This is a genomic window from Sphingobium sp. MI1205, assembly GCF_001563285.1.
Lineage (GTDB): Bacteria > Pseudomonadota > Alphaproteobacteria > Sphingomonadales > Sphingomonadaceae > Sphingobium.
Window position 1 is genome coordinate 71088 of sequence record NZ_CP005189.1, and the last position, 14678, is coordinate 85765.

Below are 14678 nucleotides of genomic sequence, written 5' to 3' on the forward strand. Positions count from 1 at the left end.
GGAAATGTGGGTTCATATAGAGCGTTAGGGCGTGGATGGAAGCGCCTCAATCAACCTTTGAGGCATTGCATTTATCCCGTTCATCGGCAAAAGCAGCGAAATGCTACAGGAACCGGACAGTAGGGGACGCGATGAGCGAACGAGCCGACATGGCCGAACCCCGGCCGGACGAACTGCCTATTGATGGCAAGGCCGCCGATCAGGCGGAATCACGCCATGACGAGGACGACCGGCTAAGGCCGGATTTCGTGTCCGCCGTGCTGGACGCGGTGGAGGATGGCGACCGCGACCTGGCGCGGGATCTGGTGTCGCCGCTGCATCCGGCGGACATTGCCGACCTTCTGGAACTGACGCCATCGGACCGCCGTGGTCAGGTCGCGGCGGCGTTGGGCGACCTCGTCGGCGCGGAAGTGCTGTCCGAGCTGAACGACTATGTCCGCGACGACCTGCTCGACGCGCTGGAGCCGCAACAGGTGGCGGAGTTCGCCGCCGAACTGGATACCGACGACGCCGTCGCGATGATCGAGGACATGGAGGCGGCCGACCAGCAGGCCGTCCTCGATGCGCTGGACCCGGAAGACCGCGCCGCGATTGAAAGCGCGCTGTCCTATCCCGAGGAATCCGCCGGCCGTTTGATGCAGCGCGATCTGGTTGCGGTGCCCGAACATATGACCGTCGGGCAGGTGATCGACTATCTGCGCGACAATCGCGACCTGACCACCGATTTCTGGGAAATCTTCGTGGTGGACGAAGCGCACAAGCCGATCGGCACGTGCCAGTTGAGCTGGATACTGACCTGCCCCCGCTCCGTCGCGATGGCGGACGTCATGAAGCGCGAGCAGACGCTGATCCCGGTCGACATGGACCAGGAAGAAGTGGCGCTGCGTTTCCAGAAATATGCGCTTATCTCCGCCGCCGTGGTAGATGGCAGCGGTCGGCTGGTCGGCATGATCACGGTGGACGACATCGTTCACATCATCGCCGAAGAAGCGGGCGAGGACATATTGCGCCTGTCCGGTGCGGGCGAGGGCGACATCAACCAGCCCATATTGGAAGCGGTGCGCACGCGCCTGTCCTGGCTGGTCGTCAATCTGGGCACGGCGGTCCTGGCCGCCTCGGTCGTCGGCTTCTTTCAGGAGACGATCTCCAAATATGTCGTGCTGGCGGTGCTGATGCCTATCGTGTCTGGCATGGGCGGCAATGCGGGAACGCAGACCATGGCGGTCGCGGTGCGGGCGCTGGCAACCAACCAGTTGACCAGTTCCAACACTCTCCGCCAGATAGTGCGCGAATTCCGCATCGCCAGCGCGAATGGAACGGCGCTGGGGATTTTGGTCGGGATCGCGGTCGGGCTGATCTATGGCAACCCTGATCTGGGGTTGGTGATCGCGATGGCGATGCTGATCAACAATCTGGTCGCGGGGCTGGCGGGCATATTGGTTCCCGTGACGCTGGATCGGTTCAACATCGACCCGGCCGTGTCATCCGCCGTGTTCGTGACGACATTGACCGATGTCATGGGGTTCTTTTCCTTCCTGGGGCTTGCGACCGTCTGGGGCCTGTAGGCCGCCGGGATGCCTTGACCGCGATCATCCAGCGCCCATCTTGCGATCATGCCGCTACACATCACCAAGATCGCCTTTGGCAGCGAAAGTCCCGCGACGCTGAAGGCGTGGCTGGAAAGCCAGCACCCGGAGGCGCGGCTGACCACGCGCTACCTGCCCAAGCGGGTGGCGGAGATGGCGGGCGGGTCGCTTTATTGGGTGCACCAGCACCGGCTGGTGGGGCGCAGCCCGCTGATCGGTTTTCAGGAAACGGGTCAGGGGCGGTTCTGGATCAGGCTGGAACCACGGCTGATCCCGGTGCGTGGAACGCCCAAGCGCGCGCATCAGGGGTGGCGCTATCTGGAGGATAAGGACGCGCCGCCGGACCTTGGATCGGGCGAGGCCGATGATCTGGATGCGATGCCGCCTGCAATGCTGGGCGAATTGACGCGATTGGGACTGGTTTAGGGGCGGGGCCTTTGGGACTGGTCTGGGTGTGCGCCCTTCGACAGGCTCAGGGCGAACGGGGGTGGGGACTGGTCCCTTGGTGAGCGCTGGGAGTGAGCAGGCCTCAGGCGGCTTTGCCCCTCAACGCCTTTTGCCGTCGCCGCTGGACGGAGGAGCCGATGCCCAGCGCCTCGCGATATTTGGCGACGGTGCGGCGGGCGATGTCCATCCCCTTGGCGCGGAGCAGATCGACCAGTGTGTCGTCCGACAGGATCGCGTCGGGCGCTTCGCTGGCGATCAGCGCCTTTATGTGACTCTTGACCGCCTCGGCCGAGACCGATCCTTCGCCGCCCGATGCGGCCACGCCGCTGGTGAAGAAATATTTGAGTTCGTAAACGCCGCGCGGGCAGGCGAGATATTTGTTGGACGTCACGCGGCTGACGGTGGATTCGTGCATGCCGATCGCTTCGGCGACCATGCGCAGCGTCAGCGGTTTCAGGTGCGCGACGCCCTTGCGGAAAAACTCTTCCTGGCAACGGACGATCTCGGTCGCGACCTTGATGATGGTCTTTTGCCGCTGGTCGAGCGCCTTTACCAGCCAGTTGGCGCTGGCGAGGCAGTCGGCCAGCCATGCCTTTGACGCGCGGTCCTGCGGGCCAGAGGCAAGCTCGACATAATAGCTGCGATTGATGAGCAGGCGAGGCAGCGTGGCGCTGTTTATCTCTATCGACCAGCCATCCGCCGTGGGATTGACGAACAGGTCGGGCGTGACCGGCGGCGTACGGTCGGTGGAATAGCGCAGGCCGGGTTTCGGATCATAACCGCGCAGTTCGCGGATCATGTCGGCCATATCCTCCTCATCCACGCCGCAGATGCGGCGCAGTTGGGGCAGCGCGCCCCGCGCGAGGAGGTCGAGATTGGCGAGCAGCTTTGCCATGCAAGGATCGTAGCGGTCGGCCTCCTTCGCCTGAAGCATCAGGCATTCGGACAGCGAGCGGGCGCCCACGCCAGTGGGATCAAAGCCATGGATGACGCCCAGCACCCGCTCCGCCTGCGCCAGCGGGACGCCAAGGCCGTGGGCGGTTTCAAGGAGGTTCGCCTCCAGATAGCCTGCTTCGCTGATCTGGCCGACAAGCTGGGTGGCGATGAGCAGGTCGATGCCGTCTAGCGCGCCGCGCGCCTGATCCATCAGATGTTCCTGCAAACCCTGTTCGGGATTGGCGACACTGTCGAAGTCGAACGCCTCGCCGCTGCCGGACAGCATATCGGGGCCGCCCGAACCGACAGACGGGCCGACGCGGTCGCCCGGGCCATCGTCGATGAAGGTTTCCGCGCCATAATCGACGTCCAGCGGCGCATCGGATTCGCCCAGTCCCTGACCGATCAGGTCGTCAGCGCCGCCGGTTTCGGAAGCCAGCGCAGGACGTTCGACCTGCGCATCGACGCCATCGGGCGGCGGGGCCAGGTTCAGCGGCGCCCCCGGTTCCAGCAGCGGGTTTTTTTCCAGTTCGCTGGCGACGAACGCCTCAATCTCCAGATTGGACAGCGCCAGCAGCTTGATCGCCTGCTGAAGCTGCGGCGTCATCACCAACGACTGGCTTTGCCGAATGTCGAGGCGAGGTGCGAGCGACATCAGCCGGTGGCCGTGCCGTCAATAGGGGGGGAGGCGCGCAGTCCGCTCATCAGAGCGAGAAATTCTCGCCCAGATAGAGGCGGCGAACCTCGGCATTGGCGACCAGTTCCGTCGGGCTGCCCGCGAAGAGAACCTGACCGCCATAGATGATGCAGGCGCGATCGACGATTTCCAGCGTTTCGCGGACATTATGATCGGTGATGAGCACGCCGATTCCGCGCGTCTTCAATTGCTTCACCAGGTCGCGAATGTCGGCGATGGACAGCGGATCGATGCCCGCAAAGGGTTCGTCGAGCAGGACGATGGACGGGTTGGCCGCCAGCGCGCGGGCGATTTCGCAGCGGCGGCGTTCACCGCCCGACAATGCCATGGCGGACGAGTTGGCGAGGCGGGTAAGGCCGAATTCCTCCAGCAACTGGGCAAGGCGGGCTTCCCGCGCGCTCTTGTCAGGCTCGGCCAGTTCCAGCACGGCGCTGATATTCTGCGCGACGGTCAGGCCCCGGAAAATCGAAGTTTCCTGCGGCAGATAGCCAAGGCCAAGGATAGCGCGGCGATACATGGGCAGGCCGGTAATATCCTGCCCATCCAGCATGATCCGGCCATGATCGGGGCGGACCAGGCCCATGACGGAATAGAAGCATGTCGTCTTGCCTGCACCATTGGGACCGAGCAGGCCGACAACCTCGCCCTTGCCGACGGTCAGTGACACGTCGGCCAGGACCGTGCGCTTGTCATAGCTTTTCGCGATCGAGATGACGGACAGTCCATCCCCCAATTCCTGCGGTGAAAGGGGCGTTGACGCGCCCTGCCGGTCCTGGGTCATGAGGTCGTCCATCGCTTGTCCTTGCTGCCACATGGTTAAGTGGCGATAAAACACCAGATCGGCCATGGCAATTGGCAAGCTTTGTGCATGCGAATGCGGCCGGGGCAAAGTGGAAAAAGGACGCCGCGCTCTTCCAGCCGCCAAAAGCTTGATTTGATACCGCCGAACGGCCAGTGCTTTCACCTGCCGCGCATCGGCGTGGTTTGAGACGGACTGAATGCACAAAAAACGCTGTCGTGAGATCCGACAGCATGACTAGAGGCGAGGAATGAGGACGGAAAACCGCGATTCGGCAGCTTTGTGGATGCAAATGCTCGGCGGCATGCCGATCGACGCGTTGCTGGATCAGGCCGAAGCGATGACGCTGGCATCATTTGGCGCGACAGTCACCTATTCGCGCAAGGTCTTCATTCCGCTGACCCACCTTTGCCGCGACGTTTGTCATTATTGCACTTTTGCCAAGGCCCCGCGCAATGCCGGCGCGCCGTATCTGACGATCGATCAGGTGCTGGAGATTGCGCGCGCGGGGGAAAAAGCGGGGTGCCGTGAGGCGCTGTTCACGCTGGGTGACCGGCCGGAGGATCGCTATGCCGTGGCGCGCGAAGCGCTTGCCCATATGGGCAAGCCATCGACCCTGAGCTATCTGCGGGAGGCGGCTGCCGCCGTGCTGGCGGAAACCAGCCTGCTGCCGCATTTAAACCCCGGCATCATGATGGACGACGATCTGGCGATGTTGCGGCCGGTGGCGGCGTCGATGGGGCTGATGCTGGAAAGCACGTCAGAGCGGCTGTGCGCCAAGGGTGGGCCGCACCATGGATCGCCGGACAAGGTACCGGCGGTGCGGTTGGCGGCGATCGAGGCGGCTGGCCGCGCGCGGGTGCCGTTCACCACGGGCCTGCTGATCGGCATAGGCGAAAGCCGGATGGAGCGGATCGAGGCGCTGTTGGCGATCCGTGACGCACATGCCCGCCACGGGCATGTGCAGGAAGTCATTATCCAGAATTTTCGCGCCAAGCCCGCGACCCGGATGGCCGATCATGCCGAACCGCCGTTGGAGGAGCATCTGTGGACGGTCGCGGCGGCGCGCCTGATCCTTGGCCCCGCCATGACCATCCAGGCGCCGCCCAATTTGCAGCCGGACGGCCTGGCCGCGTTGATGCGGGCCGGGGTAAATGACTGGGGCGGGGTGTCGCCGGTGACGCCCGACCATGTGAACCCGGAAGCGCCTTGGCCGCACCTGATGGCGCTGGCCGCTGCGACGGCGGCGGCCGGGCGGGTGTTGACCGAACGGCTGGCGGTCGGGCCTGCCTATGCGAAGGAACCGGAACGCTGGCTGGAACCTGCGATTGCCCTGCAGGTGCGGCGGGCCGTGGATGCGCGCGGATTGCCGATCGTCGAACGCTGGCGTGCGGGAGCGAGCGAAGCGCCGCCGCTGCTGCCACGGGCGGGGCGCACGCTGTCGGCCGGGCGGATCGACGCGATCCTTGACAAGGCTGCGGATCGGCGGGGGCTGGGGGAAGGCGAGATCGTCACCTTGTTCCAGGCGGCCGGACCTGACGCCGGTCGGGTGATGGAGGCGGCCGACGCCTTGCGGCAAGAGGTGGTGGGCGACGTCGTCACTTATGTCGTTAACCGCAACATCAACTATACCAATATCTGTACCTATAAGTGCGGCTTTTGCGCATTTTCCAAAGGGACGGCCAAGGCGCTGCGCGGCCCTGCCTATCGCCTTGACCTGGAGGAAGTGGCGCGCCGGGGGGCGGAAGCGCAGGCGCGCGGAGCGACCGAGCTGTGCCTGCAAGGCGGCATTCACCCGGACTATGATGGCGAAACTTACCTGTCGATCATAAGGGCAGTGCGCGATGCTGCGCCGGGGATCCATGTCCACGCATTTTCACCGCTGGAAATTGCGCATGGCGCATCGACCATGGGGATGGGGCTGGAACCTTATCTGGCGATGTTGAAGGAGGAAGGGCTATCGACCCTGCCCGGCACCGCTGCCGAGGTGCTGCATGAAGAGGTGCGGGCGATCCTGTGCCCGGACAAGGTGTCGGCCAATGAGTGGGTCGCGGTCATGCGGGCGGCGCACCGCGTCGGCTTGAAGAGCACCGCGACGATCATGTTCGGTCATGTCGATGATTATCATCATTGGGCGCGGCACCTGCGGATCGTGCGCGATGTGCAGGAGGAGACGGGCGGCTTTACCGAGTTCGTGCCCCTGCCCTTCGTCCATATGGAAGCGCCGATGTGGCGCAAGGGCAAGGCGCGATCCGGCCCCAGCTTTCGCGAGGCGATATTGATGCAGGCGGTGGCGCGGATCGCCCTGCATGGCGCGATCCCGAATATTCAGGCGAGCTGGGTGAAGCTGGGCGAGCAGGGCGTGATCGCGGCGCTGCGTGCGGGGGTCAATGATCTTGGCGGCGTGCTGATGGACGAATCCATCACCCGCGCAGCTGGCGGCGCGCACGGCCAATGTTTCGATGTCGCGCAGATGCACCGCACGGCGCAGGCGGCGGGCCGGCATGCGCGGCAACGGACAACGCTTTACGGGACCGTCGAGCGGGAATTTGCGGCCTGATGGTTTCAGGCGCGTGGTGGATGCCCTTGCCGCCAATCCGGGCGCGGGCGTCCTGGTGCTCGATGGCAAGATGATCGACCGGCCGCATCGGAAAAAATGCCCGGCCCTGCTGACGCGCCGATGACTGTGGCTTGACCGGAAACCTCCCATATGGGAGTGATGGGGCATGCCATCTTTTTGGGCCGATCAGAACGAACTGTTCCTCCCGCTGGTGGAAGGCATCCATGAAAGCCCCCCCTTCAGCGCGTTCATCCGCAATTTGGTGGGGCGCACCTATGCACGGCGCGCTTTCCTGATCATTTCGCTGGCCAATGCCATGGCCGACCAGGAACCGACCGTCATCCATATCGCGGCGCCGCGCGCGTCACAGGAGCCGCCTCTGGATTTCCGGCGGTTGGATGCTCTGCGGCTGCACCCCTATGGGTCGCTGCGCGCCGGACGCGTCTATGCGCTGGACGAGATGCTGAATTACGACAATGCCGATGAGCTGGCGCGCCAGCGCGAGGCGTTGAGCGAAATGAACATTCGCTACGGCCGCTGGCTGCGCGTTGCCGCAGGCGGCGTGGCGGACGCACATTTCCTGCTGGTGCGGGAGCGGGAGGATTTTTCGGCTTCGGCGGTCTCCGTGCTATCGAGCATCGCGCCTCATTTCGGGGCGGCGCTGCGCGCGCTGGTCGCTTTGATCGAGGCGCGATTGCAGGTGGCGATGGCTCAGGGCGCGCTTGCCCGGCTAGGCGTGGCGCAACTGGCGTTCGACCGGGGCGGGCGCGTGATGGCAGCCGACCCGGTCGCAGAGGCGATGCTGGCCTTCACCGTCAGGCCCGGCCCCAGTCCCGAACGGCGCTTGCAGTTGCTTCCGGATGTGGCGCACGCACTGAATATCGCCTGTGCGGACATGGCCGCCGCGCCGCCGGGCGCGACCCGGGTCATTCGGATCGATGAAGCAAGGGGGATCGACCTGCTGTTGCGCAAATCGGATCTGGCGCTGAGCCAACCTTGCGCCTTGCCTGCGGTGATCGGCATATTGCGCATGCCGCGGCGTGAATCGGCCACTGCTGCGACCGGGACACTGGCGGCATTGCATGGCCTGTCGCACAGCGAGGCGGCGCTGGCCCATGCGCTGAGCATGGGAGAGAGCATTGTCAGCGCGGGCGAACGGCTGCGCCTGACAAGTGAAACCGCGCGCAATTATTCGAAGCGTATTTATGAAAAGACGGGGACAAAGGGTCAGGCGGATCTTGTACGGATGATCCTGACCGGACTGTCGCCCTTTGCCTGATGAGCGAGCCCGTCCAAGGTGCCGCTTGACTGAAATGAGCCGACATCGGCTCGATCCGCTGGACCAAGATCGTCGAGAAGCTGTCGCGCGATGCGCCAATCTCCAACCGGGCGATCGCAGCGGAACTGGGCGTGGCGAAGATCCTCTAGTCTATCCGGCGAATGGCCTATTTCCCTTCCAGCAACTCGATCATCAGGGAAAAGTCGCGGGCGGCTTCCCCCCGGTTGGCGAGCAATTGGTAAAGCGCTTCGGCGGCGTTGCCCATGGGAACGCTGGCGTTGACAGACGCGGCGGCTTGCGTCGCGAGCTTCAAATCCTTGAGCATCAGGCCGACGGCAAAGCCGCCCTGATAGCCGTTGTCGGACGGGCTTTGCGGGCCGACGCCGGAGACAGGGCAATAGCTGGTCATCGACCAACTCTGGCCCGACGATACGCTGGAAATGTCGTAGAAGGTCTGCGGGTCAAGGCCCAGCTTCTTCGCCATGGCGAAGCTCTCGCACGTGGCCACCATGGTGGCGCCCAGCAGCATGTTGTTGCAGATCTTGGCCGCCTGGCCATTGCCCGCACCACCGGCATGGATCACGGCCTTGCCCATGGCGGAGAGGATGGGCTTTGCGCGGCTGAAAGCGGCGTCGCTGCCGCCGACCATGAAGGTGAGCGTGCCGCCAGCAGCAGCCGCGATACCGCCCGAAACCGGGGCATCGACCATCTCAAAGCCCCTGGCCTGCGCTGCTTCCTCGACCCGGCGGGCGGTGGCAACGTCAATGGTGGAGCAATCGAGAAACAGCGCGCCGGGCTGCGCAGCATCGAAGATTTCGCCGGTATAGACGCTTTCCACATGGCTCCCGGCGGGAAGCATGGAGATTATGGCGTCGGCCTGCGAGGCGGCTTCCGCGGCGCTGGCGCAACGGATCGCACCGAGGGCCTGCGCCTTTGCAAGCGCGTCTTCGGACAGGTCGAAGGCGCGCACGGTAAAGCCATGCTTCAGCAAGTTGGCGGCCATGCCGCCGCCCATATTGCCGAGGCCGATGAAGGCGACGGTCTGGCTCATGTCAGGCACTCCTCATTATGTGTCAGCCGCGCAGTTCGGGTAGCGGCGTCCATTCTTTTTCGGGCGGCAGCGGTGCGAACAGGCTGTCGATCAGATCGTCCGTCACCTCTTCTGGCGTCGCCGGATTCCAGCGCGGCGCATTATCCTTGTCGATGATCACCGCGCGCACGCCTTCGATAAAGTCGGGACGCCGGATGACATGGCAACCGATGCGATATTCGTTGCGCATATTGTCGGCAAAGTCCGCGAAGGCCGCGCCTTCCGCCATCTGCCGCAGGGCGACCTTGATCGTCTGGGGCGATTTGGTGGAAAGGATCGCAAGCTGCGCCCGTGCCCATTCCGATGCATCCGCCCGGAGAGCAGCGAGAATGTCCTCGTAGCGGTCTGAGGCGAAGAGGCGATCGATGTCGGCCCGCTGGGCGTCCCAATTGGAAGGCGGCGGCGTGTCGCTCATTTCATCGAGGATTTCGCTAAGGCCGTCAGGATCGGCGATGATGCGGGCTTTGACCGCATCCAGCTTGTCCGACGCAATATAATGAGTCGCGATGCCGATCGCCAAGCAATCCGCCCCGTTGATACGCGCGCCAGTGGTCGCGAGCCAGGTGCCCGTGCGGCCCGGCATGCGGGGCAGAAACCAACCGCCGCCGACGTCCGGGAACAGGCCGATGCCGGTTTCGGGCATGGCGTAGATGGTCCGTTCGGTCGCTATGCGGTAGCGGGCAGGATCGGAAATGCCGACGCCGCCGCCCATGACAATGCCGTCAATGAAGGCGATGACCGGCTTTTCATAAACAAAGAGCAGATGGTTCAGGCGATATTCGGTGTGAAAGAAGCGCTCGGCCTCGACGCAGTCGCCCTTTGCGCTGCTGGCCAACGTGGCGATATCGCCACCGGCGCAGAAACCACGCGACAATTTGGGATCGCCATCCGGCGACACGGCATGGTCCAGCATCACCGCGACGACCCGATCGTCCCGGCGCCAGGCGAGCAGCGTATCGATCATCGCGGCGCACATTTCGGTAGTCAGTGCATGGATCGCCCTGGGCCGGTTCAGCCGGATGCGGCCGACGCCATTGTCGATCGAAATCAGAAGCTGGTCTGTCATCATCCCTCCATTATTGCCGCAGCATGTCGCGTGCGACGATCATCCGCATCACCTGATTGGTGCCCTCCAGGATTGAATGGACGCGCAGGTCACGCCAGACGCGTTCGATTGGATAGTCCATGAGGTAGCCATAGCCGCCGTGCAACTGGAGCGCGCGGTCAGCAACGCTGGAGCCGGTATCGGTCGCGATGCGCTTGGCCATGGCGGCGAAGCAGGTCTTGTCAGGGGTGTTTTCGGTGACCTTGACGGCAGCCATGTAAAGCAACGCGCGGGCGGCCTGAACTTCTGTTTCCATGTCGGCAAGCGTGAACTGCGTGTTCTGGAAATCGGCGATCGGCTGACCGAACTGCGTGCGGTCCTTCGTAAAGGCGACGGCTTCGTCGATGCAGCGCTGCGCGCCGCCCAGCGAGCAGGCGCCGATGTTGAGGCGACCGCCGTCAAGGCCCATCATCGCAATGCGAAAGCCTTCACCTTCCGCACCGACCAGATTATCCACCGGCACGCGCACGGCGTCGAAATTGACCTGGGCGGTGGGTTGCGAATGCCACCCGAGCTTGCGTTCCTGCGCGCCGAAGCTGACGCCCGGCATGTCCTTTTCGACGACAAGGCAACTAATGCCCCTTGGGCCTTCCTCGCCAGTGCGGACCATGACGACATAGATGTCATTTTCGCCGCCGCCCGATATGAACTGCTTGGAACCGGTGACGACATAATGATCGCCGTCCTTCACTGCGCGTGTCTTGAGCGCGGCGGCGTCGGAGCCTGCACCCGCTTCCGTCAGGCAATAGCTGCCCATTCGGTCCATCGGCACCATTGAGGGCAGATATTTGTCCTTCACCACCTGGCTACCAAATCGGTCGATCATCCAGGCAGCCATATTGTGGATGGAAATGAAGGCGCTGGTGGATGGGCAGCCATAGGCCATCGCCTCCATTATCAGCGCCGATTCCAGGCGCCCAAGGCCGATGCCCCCGGAAGATTCCGATACATAGATGCCACCAAAACCGAGCTGCGCGGCGGCACGGATCGTGTCACGCGGGAAGATGTGCTTTTCATCCCATTCGGCTGCCTGGGGGGTAATCGCATCAGAGGTAAAGCGCCTCGCCACCTCCTGAATGGCGATCTGCTCTTCGGTTAGAGCGAATTGGGTCATGTCGGCCTTTTCCATTTCGTTCAAGCCAGCGCTCGCTGTTAACCGCATTCGAGTGTGACGGGAAGTCCCGCCAAAGGAACAGCTCTCACGATCGCTTCGTTACGCGCGTCAGGGAGGATGTGATGAGTAGCGATGACGTCACTGATGGTGGACCTGCCCAAACGCTTTCCGGCGTTCTTCCCGACGACACAGAAGCGGCGGCCGAAGCCCTGCTGCGACTATGTTGCGAAGCGGATCTGAAAATCAGCACGGCGGAAAGCTGTACCGGTGGATTGCTGGCGTCGCTGCTGACCGACGTGGAGGGCGCGAGCCACGCTTTCGAGCGCGGATTCGTGGTCTATAGCGAGGATGCGAAATGCGACCTGCTGGGGATCGCGCGCGAGCAGATCGACGCATGCGGCGCGGTCAGCCGCGATGTGGCGATCGCCATGGCGGAAGGCGCGATAAACAAATCCAATGCCGATATCGCGCTGGCGGTGACCGGCTATGCAGGCTCCGCACCGCCGGGGGATGAGCCGGGCCTCGTTCATTTCGGCTGCGCCCGCCGTGGGGCCAAGACCCGGCATCGCGAAGAACATTTTGGCGACATTGGGCGCGGGCCGATCCGGTTGGAAGCGATCGCGGTGGCGCTGGAAATGATGAGGGAGGCTGTTGATGCCCGTTGATCGCTTCGAGGCCATCGAGACGCATGGGCTGGTAAGGCTGGCCGCCGCGACACCCGAAGCGAGCGTGGCCGATGTGGGCGCCAATGCAAAGGCGATCCTGCAACTCGCGCGGCAGGCTGCCGAAAAGGGGGCAGACATCATCCTTTTCCCCGAACTTTGCCTGTCCTCCTACGCGATCGACGACCTGCATCTTCAGGATGCGCTGCTGGATAGGGTGGAAGCGGAGATAGGGCGGCTTGTCCACGCCAGCGCGGACTTGCCCGTGCTGCTGGTCGGCGCTCCGGTGCGGCGGAACGGGCGGCTGTATAATGCCGCGCTCGTGATCGCGGGCGGCAGGCTGCTGGGCGTGGTGCCGAAAAGCTATCTGCCCAATTATCGGGAATATTATGAAAAGCGCTGGTTTGCGCCGGGCGCTGGCCTGACCGGACTGGACATCGACCTGGCTGGCTATCGCGCGCCCTTTGGCCCTGATTTGATCTTTGAGGCCGGGAATCGTGCGGACTTCATCTTTCATGTCGAAATTTGCGAGGATTATTGGGCGCCGCTGCCCCCATCAACATTCGGTGCGCTGGCGGGGGCCTTGATCCTGTGCAATCTCTCGGCCTCCAACATTATCGTCGGAAAGGCGCGGGACCGGGATTTGCTGTCCGCCGCGCAATCGATGCGATGTATCGCTGCCTATGCCTATTCGGCGGCAGGGTACGGCGAAAGCACCACTGACATGGCCTGGGACGGGCAGGCGATGGTGCATGAGATGGGCGACATGCTGGCGCAATCGGCGCGCTTTGGCGATGCGCCGGAGATCATCTATGCCGATATCGATGCCCAGCGGCTGCGGTTGGAAAGGATGCGCAACGGCACCTTCAACGATACGGCCGAAGCGATGGGCCATCCAGAGCTGCGGTTTCGCCGCGTGACGTTCGAGGCGGCGGCCGTTGGGGACCGCGAAGGGCTTCATCGCCCGGTGCGCCGCTTCCCCTTTGTCCCGGCCGACCCCTTGCAGCTGGACGCGGACTGCTATGAAGCATTCAATATCCAGGTGGAGGGGCAGGTCACCCGATTCCGCGCCACGGCGGGCAAGCATTTTGTCATTGGCGTGTCGGGCGGGCTCGATTCTACCCATGCGCTTATCGTCGCGGCCAAGGCGTGCGACCGGCTGGGCCTGCCGCGATCGGCGATCCTTGGCTATACGATGCCGGGCTTTGCCACGGGCGAACATACCAAAGCCAACGCCTGGCGCCTGATGAACGCCTTGGGGGTGAAGGGGGCGGAAATTGACATTCGGCCAGCCGCGCGGCAGATGCTTGCCGACATGGACCATCCCTTCGCCAAAGGGGAGGCGGTCTACGACGTCACCTTTGAAAATGTGCAGGCGGGACTGCGGACCGATTATCTGTTTCGCCTCGCTAATCGCAATGGCGGTTTTGTCGTCGGGACGGGCGACCTTTCCGAACTGGCGCTAGGGTGGTGCACCTATGGCGTCGGCGATCATATGAGCCATTATGCCGTCAACAGTGGCGTACCCAAGACGCTGATCCAATATCTGATCCGCTGGTGCATCGCGACGGACCAGTTCGATGCGGAGACGGACGCGATATTGCAGGCGATCGTGGATCAGGAAATATCGCCGGAATTGGTGCCTGCTGACGCCACCGGCGCGATGCAGAGTACGGAAAGCCGGGTCGGCCCGTACGCGCTGAACGACTTTTTCCTGCACCATATCGTCCGCTGGGGACAGCCGCCGTCCAAGGTCGCATTCCTGGCCTGGCACGCCTGGCGCGATGTGGAGGCGGGAAGCTGGCCACCCGGCTATCCCGAGGGCGCAAAGCTGGCCTACGACCTGCCCACCATCCGCCATTGGCTGGACAATTTCCTGTACCGCTTCTTCACCATCAGCCAGTTCAAGCGGTCGGCCATACCAAATGGGCCGAAGGTGTCGGGCGGCGGCGCGCTGTCGCCACGGGGAGACTGGCGTGCGCCTTCGGACGGGGGAGCGTCGGTCTGGCTGGACGAATTGTCCGACCGTTTGGGGTCCGTCGCAAAGAGTGAGTGACTATAAGCTGGTCGCGGCCATGGTTACCAAATATGGACACATTATGCCCACAAATGATTGACATGACGCAATAATCCGGTTAAACGAGCGGTAAGGCAAAGAAGCGCGCCGCAGCGAGCTTCCTGGCCGAAAGGGCAAACTGTCGGTGACGGCAGGACGCAAAGCTTCCGGTCTCTTAGGTGGAGATAGCGGGGTTACCGAAGCAGGAACATATGCGATGAAAGCGCTTGGCCTTTTCTCTTCAGATATGGATTTTGGACCATCGGGTTGCGCAGGTCGCTCCCCGGGTTAATGCCGTTTTGGCTTTAGGCGGCATGGTGAGGCGGGGCCTGGACGAAGCCCTTACC

General features: G+C 63.4%; 11 protein-coding genes, 1 pseudogene and 1 riboswitch. Of the genes and pseudogenes, 7 read left to right on the forward strand and 5 right to left on the reverse strand.

The window, feature by feature from the left end:
• The first annotated feature begins 131 nt into the window (after positions 1-131).
• A complete protein-coding gene (gene mgtE, locus K663_RS16805) occupies positions 132-1565 on the forward strand; it encodes a magnesium transporter (protein ID WP_062121200.1) in 1434 nt (477 codons plus the stop codon).
• A 48-nt stretch (positions 1566-1613) separates the two neighbouring features.
• Positions 1614-2012 carry a DUF1489 family protein gene (locus K663_RS16810; protein ID WP_062121203.1) on the forward strand — a complete coding sequence of 133 codons (399 nt, stop codon included), beginning with the start codon at positions 1614-1616 and terminating at the stop codon, positions 2010-2012.
• Positions 2013-2115: 103 nt separating this feature from the next.
• Here K663_RS16810 and rpoN read toward each other — a convergent pair whose 3' ends face one another.
• Both rpoN and lptB read right to left on the reverse strand, forming a co-directional pair.
• Positions 2116-3624, reverse strand: a complete 1509-nt coding sequence (gene rpoN / locus K663_RS16815) for an RNA polymerase factor sigma-54 (RefSeq protein ID WP_062121205.1) — start codon at positions 3622-3624, stop codon at positions 2116-2118.
• A gap of 49 nt (positions 3625-3673) precedes the next feature.
• Positions 3674-4459: an LPS export ABC transporter ATP-binding protein gene (gene lptB / locus K663_RS16820; RefSeq protein ID WP_062121642.1), complete on the reverse strand. Its 786-nt coding sequence runs from the start codon at positions 4457-4459 to the stop codon at positions 3674-3676.
• 256 nt (positions 4460-4715) lie between these two features.
• Here lptB and cofH point away from each other — a divergent pair, with 256 nt between their 5' ends.
• From cofH to K663_RS16830, 3 genes and pseudogenes are all read left to right on the forward strand, one after another.
• Positions 4716-7025 carry a 5-amino-6-(D-ribitylamino)uracil--L-tyrosine 4-hydroxyphenyl transferase CofH gene (gene cofH, locus K663_RS16825; RefSeq protein ID WP_062121207.1) on the forward strand — a complete coding sequence of 770 codons (2310 nt, stop codon included), beginning with the start codon at positions 4716-4718 and terminating at the stop codon, positions 7023-7025.
• 7 nt (positions 7026-7032) lie between these two features.
• A pseudogene (locus tag K663_RS23965) lies at positions 7033-7149 on the forward strand (CoA ester lyase); the annotation flags it as partial.
• 42 nt (positions 7150-7191) lie between these two features.
• Positions 7192-8304: a helix-turn-helix transcriptional regulator gene (locus tag K663_RS16830; RefSeq protein ID WP_062121209.1), complete on the forward strand. Its 1113-nt coding sequence runs from the start codon at positions 7192-7194 to the stop codon at positions 8302-8304.
• A 166-nt stretch (positions 8305-8470) separates the two neighbouring features.
• Here the strand turns inward: K663_RS16830 and mmsB are convergent, their stop codons facing one another.
• Genes mmsB through K663_RS16845 form a run of 3 tightly spaced genes read right to left on the reverse strand, consistent with a single transcriptional unit; the run spans position 8471 to position 11613 of the window.
• A complete protein-coding gene (gene mmsB / locus K663_RS16835) occupies positions 8471-9355 on the reverse strand; it encodes a 3-hydroxyisobutyrate dehydrogenase (RefSeq protein WP_062121211.1) in 885 nt (294 codons plus the stop codon).
• A 22-nt stretch (positions 9356-9377) separates the two neighbouring features.
• Positions 9378-10460 (reverse strand): enoyl-CoA hydratase/isomerase family protein, encoded by a 1083-nt coding sequence (locus K663_RS16840; RefSeq protein WP_062121643.1) that lies wholly within the window; start codon positions 10458-10460, stop codon positions 9378-9380.
• Positions 10461-10470: 10 nt separating this feature from the next.
• Positions 10471-11613: an acyl-CoA dehydrogenase family protein gene (locus K663_RS16845; RefSeq protein ID WP_062121644.1), complete on the reverse strand. Its 1143-nt coding sequence runs from the start codon at positions 11611-11613 to the stop codon at positions 10471-10473.
• A 122-nt stretch (positions 11614-11735) separates the two neighbouring features.
• Here K663_RS16845 and K663_RS16850 point away from each other — a divergent pair, with 122 nt between their 5' ends.
• The gene (locus tag K663_RS16850) at positions 11736-12278 is read left to right on the forward strand and encodes a CinA family protein (protein ID WP_062121213.1); all 543 of its coding nucleotides are present in this window, start codon (positions 11736-11738) and stop codon (positions 12276-12278) included.
• On the forward strand, positions 12268-14331 hold the full coding sequence (locus tag K663_RS16855; RefSeq protein ID WP_062121215.1) for an NAD(+) synthase: 2064 nt from the start codon (positions 12268-12270) through the stop codon (positions 14329-14331). The genes K663_RS16850 and K663_RS16855 overlap by 11 nt, the downstream gene beginning before the upstream one ends.
• A 123-nt stretch (positions 14332-14454) precedes the next feature.
• A riboswitch (cyclic di-GMP riboswitch) is annotated at positions 14455-14533 on the forward strand.
• Positions 14534-14678: the final 145 nt, after the last annotated feature.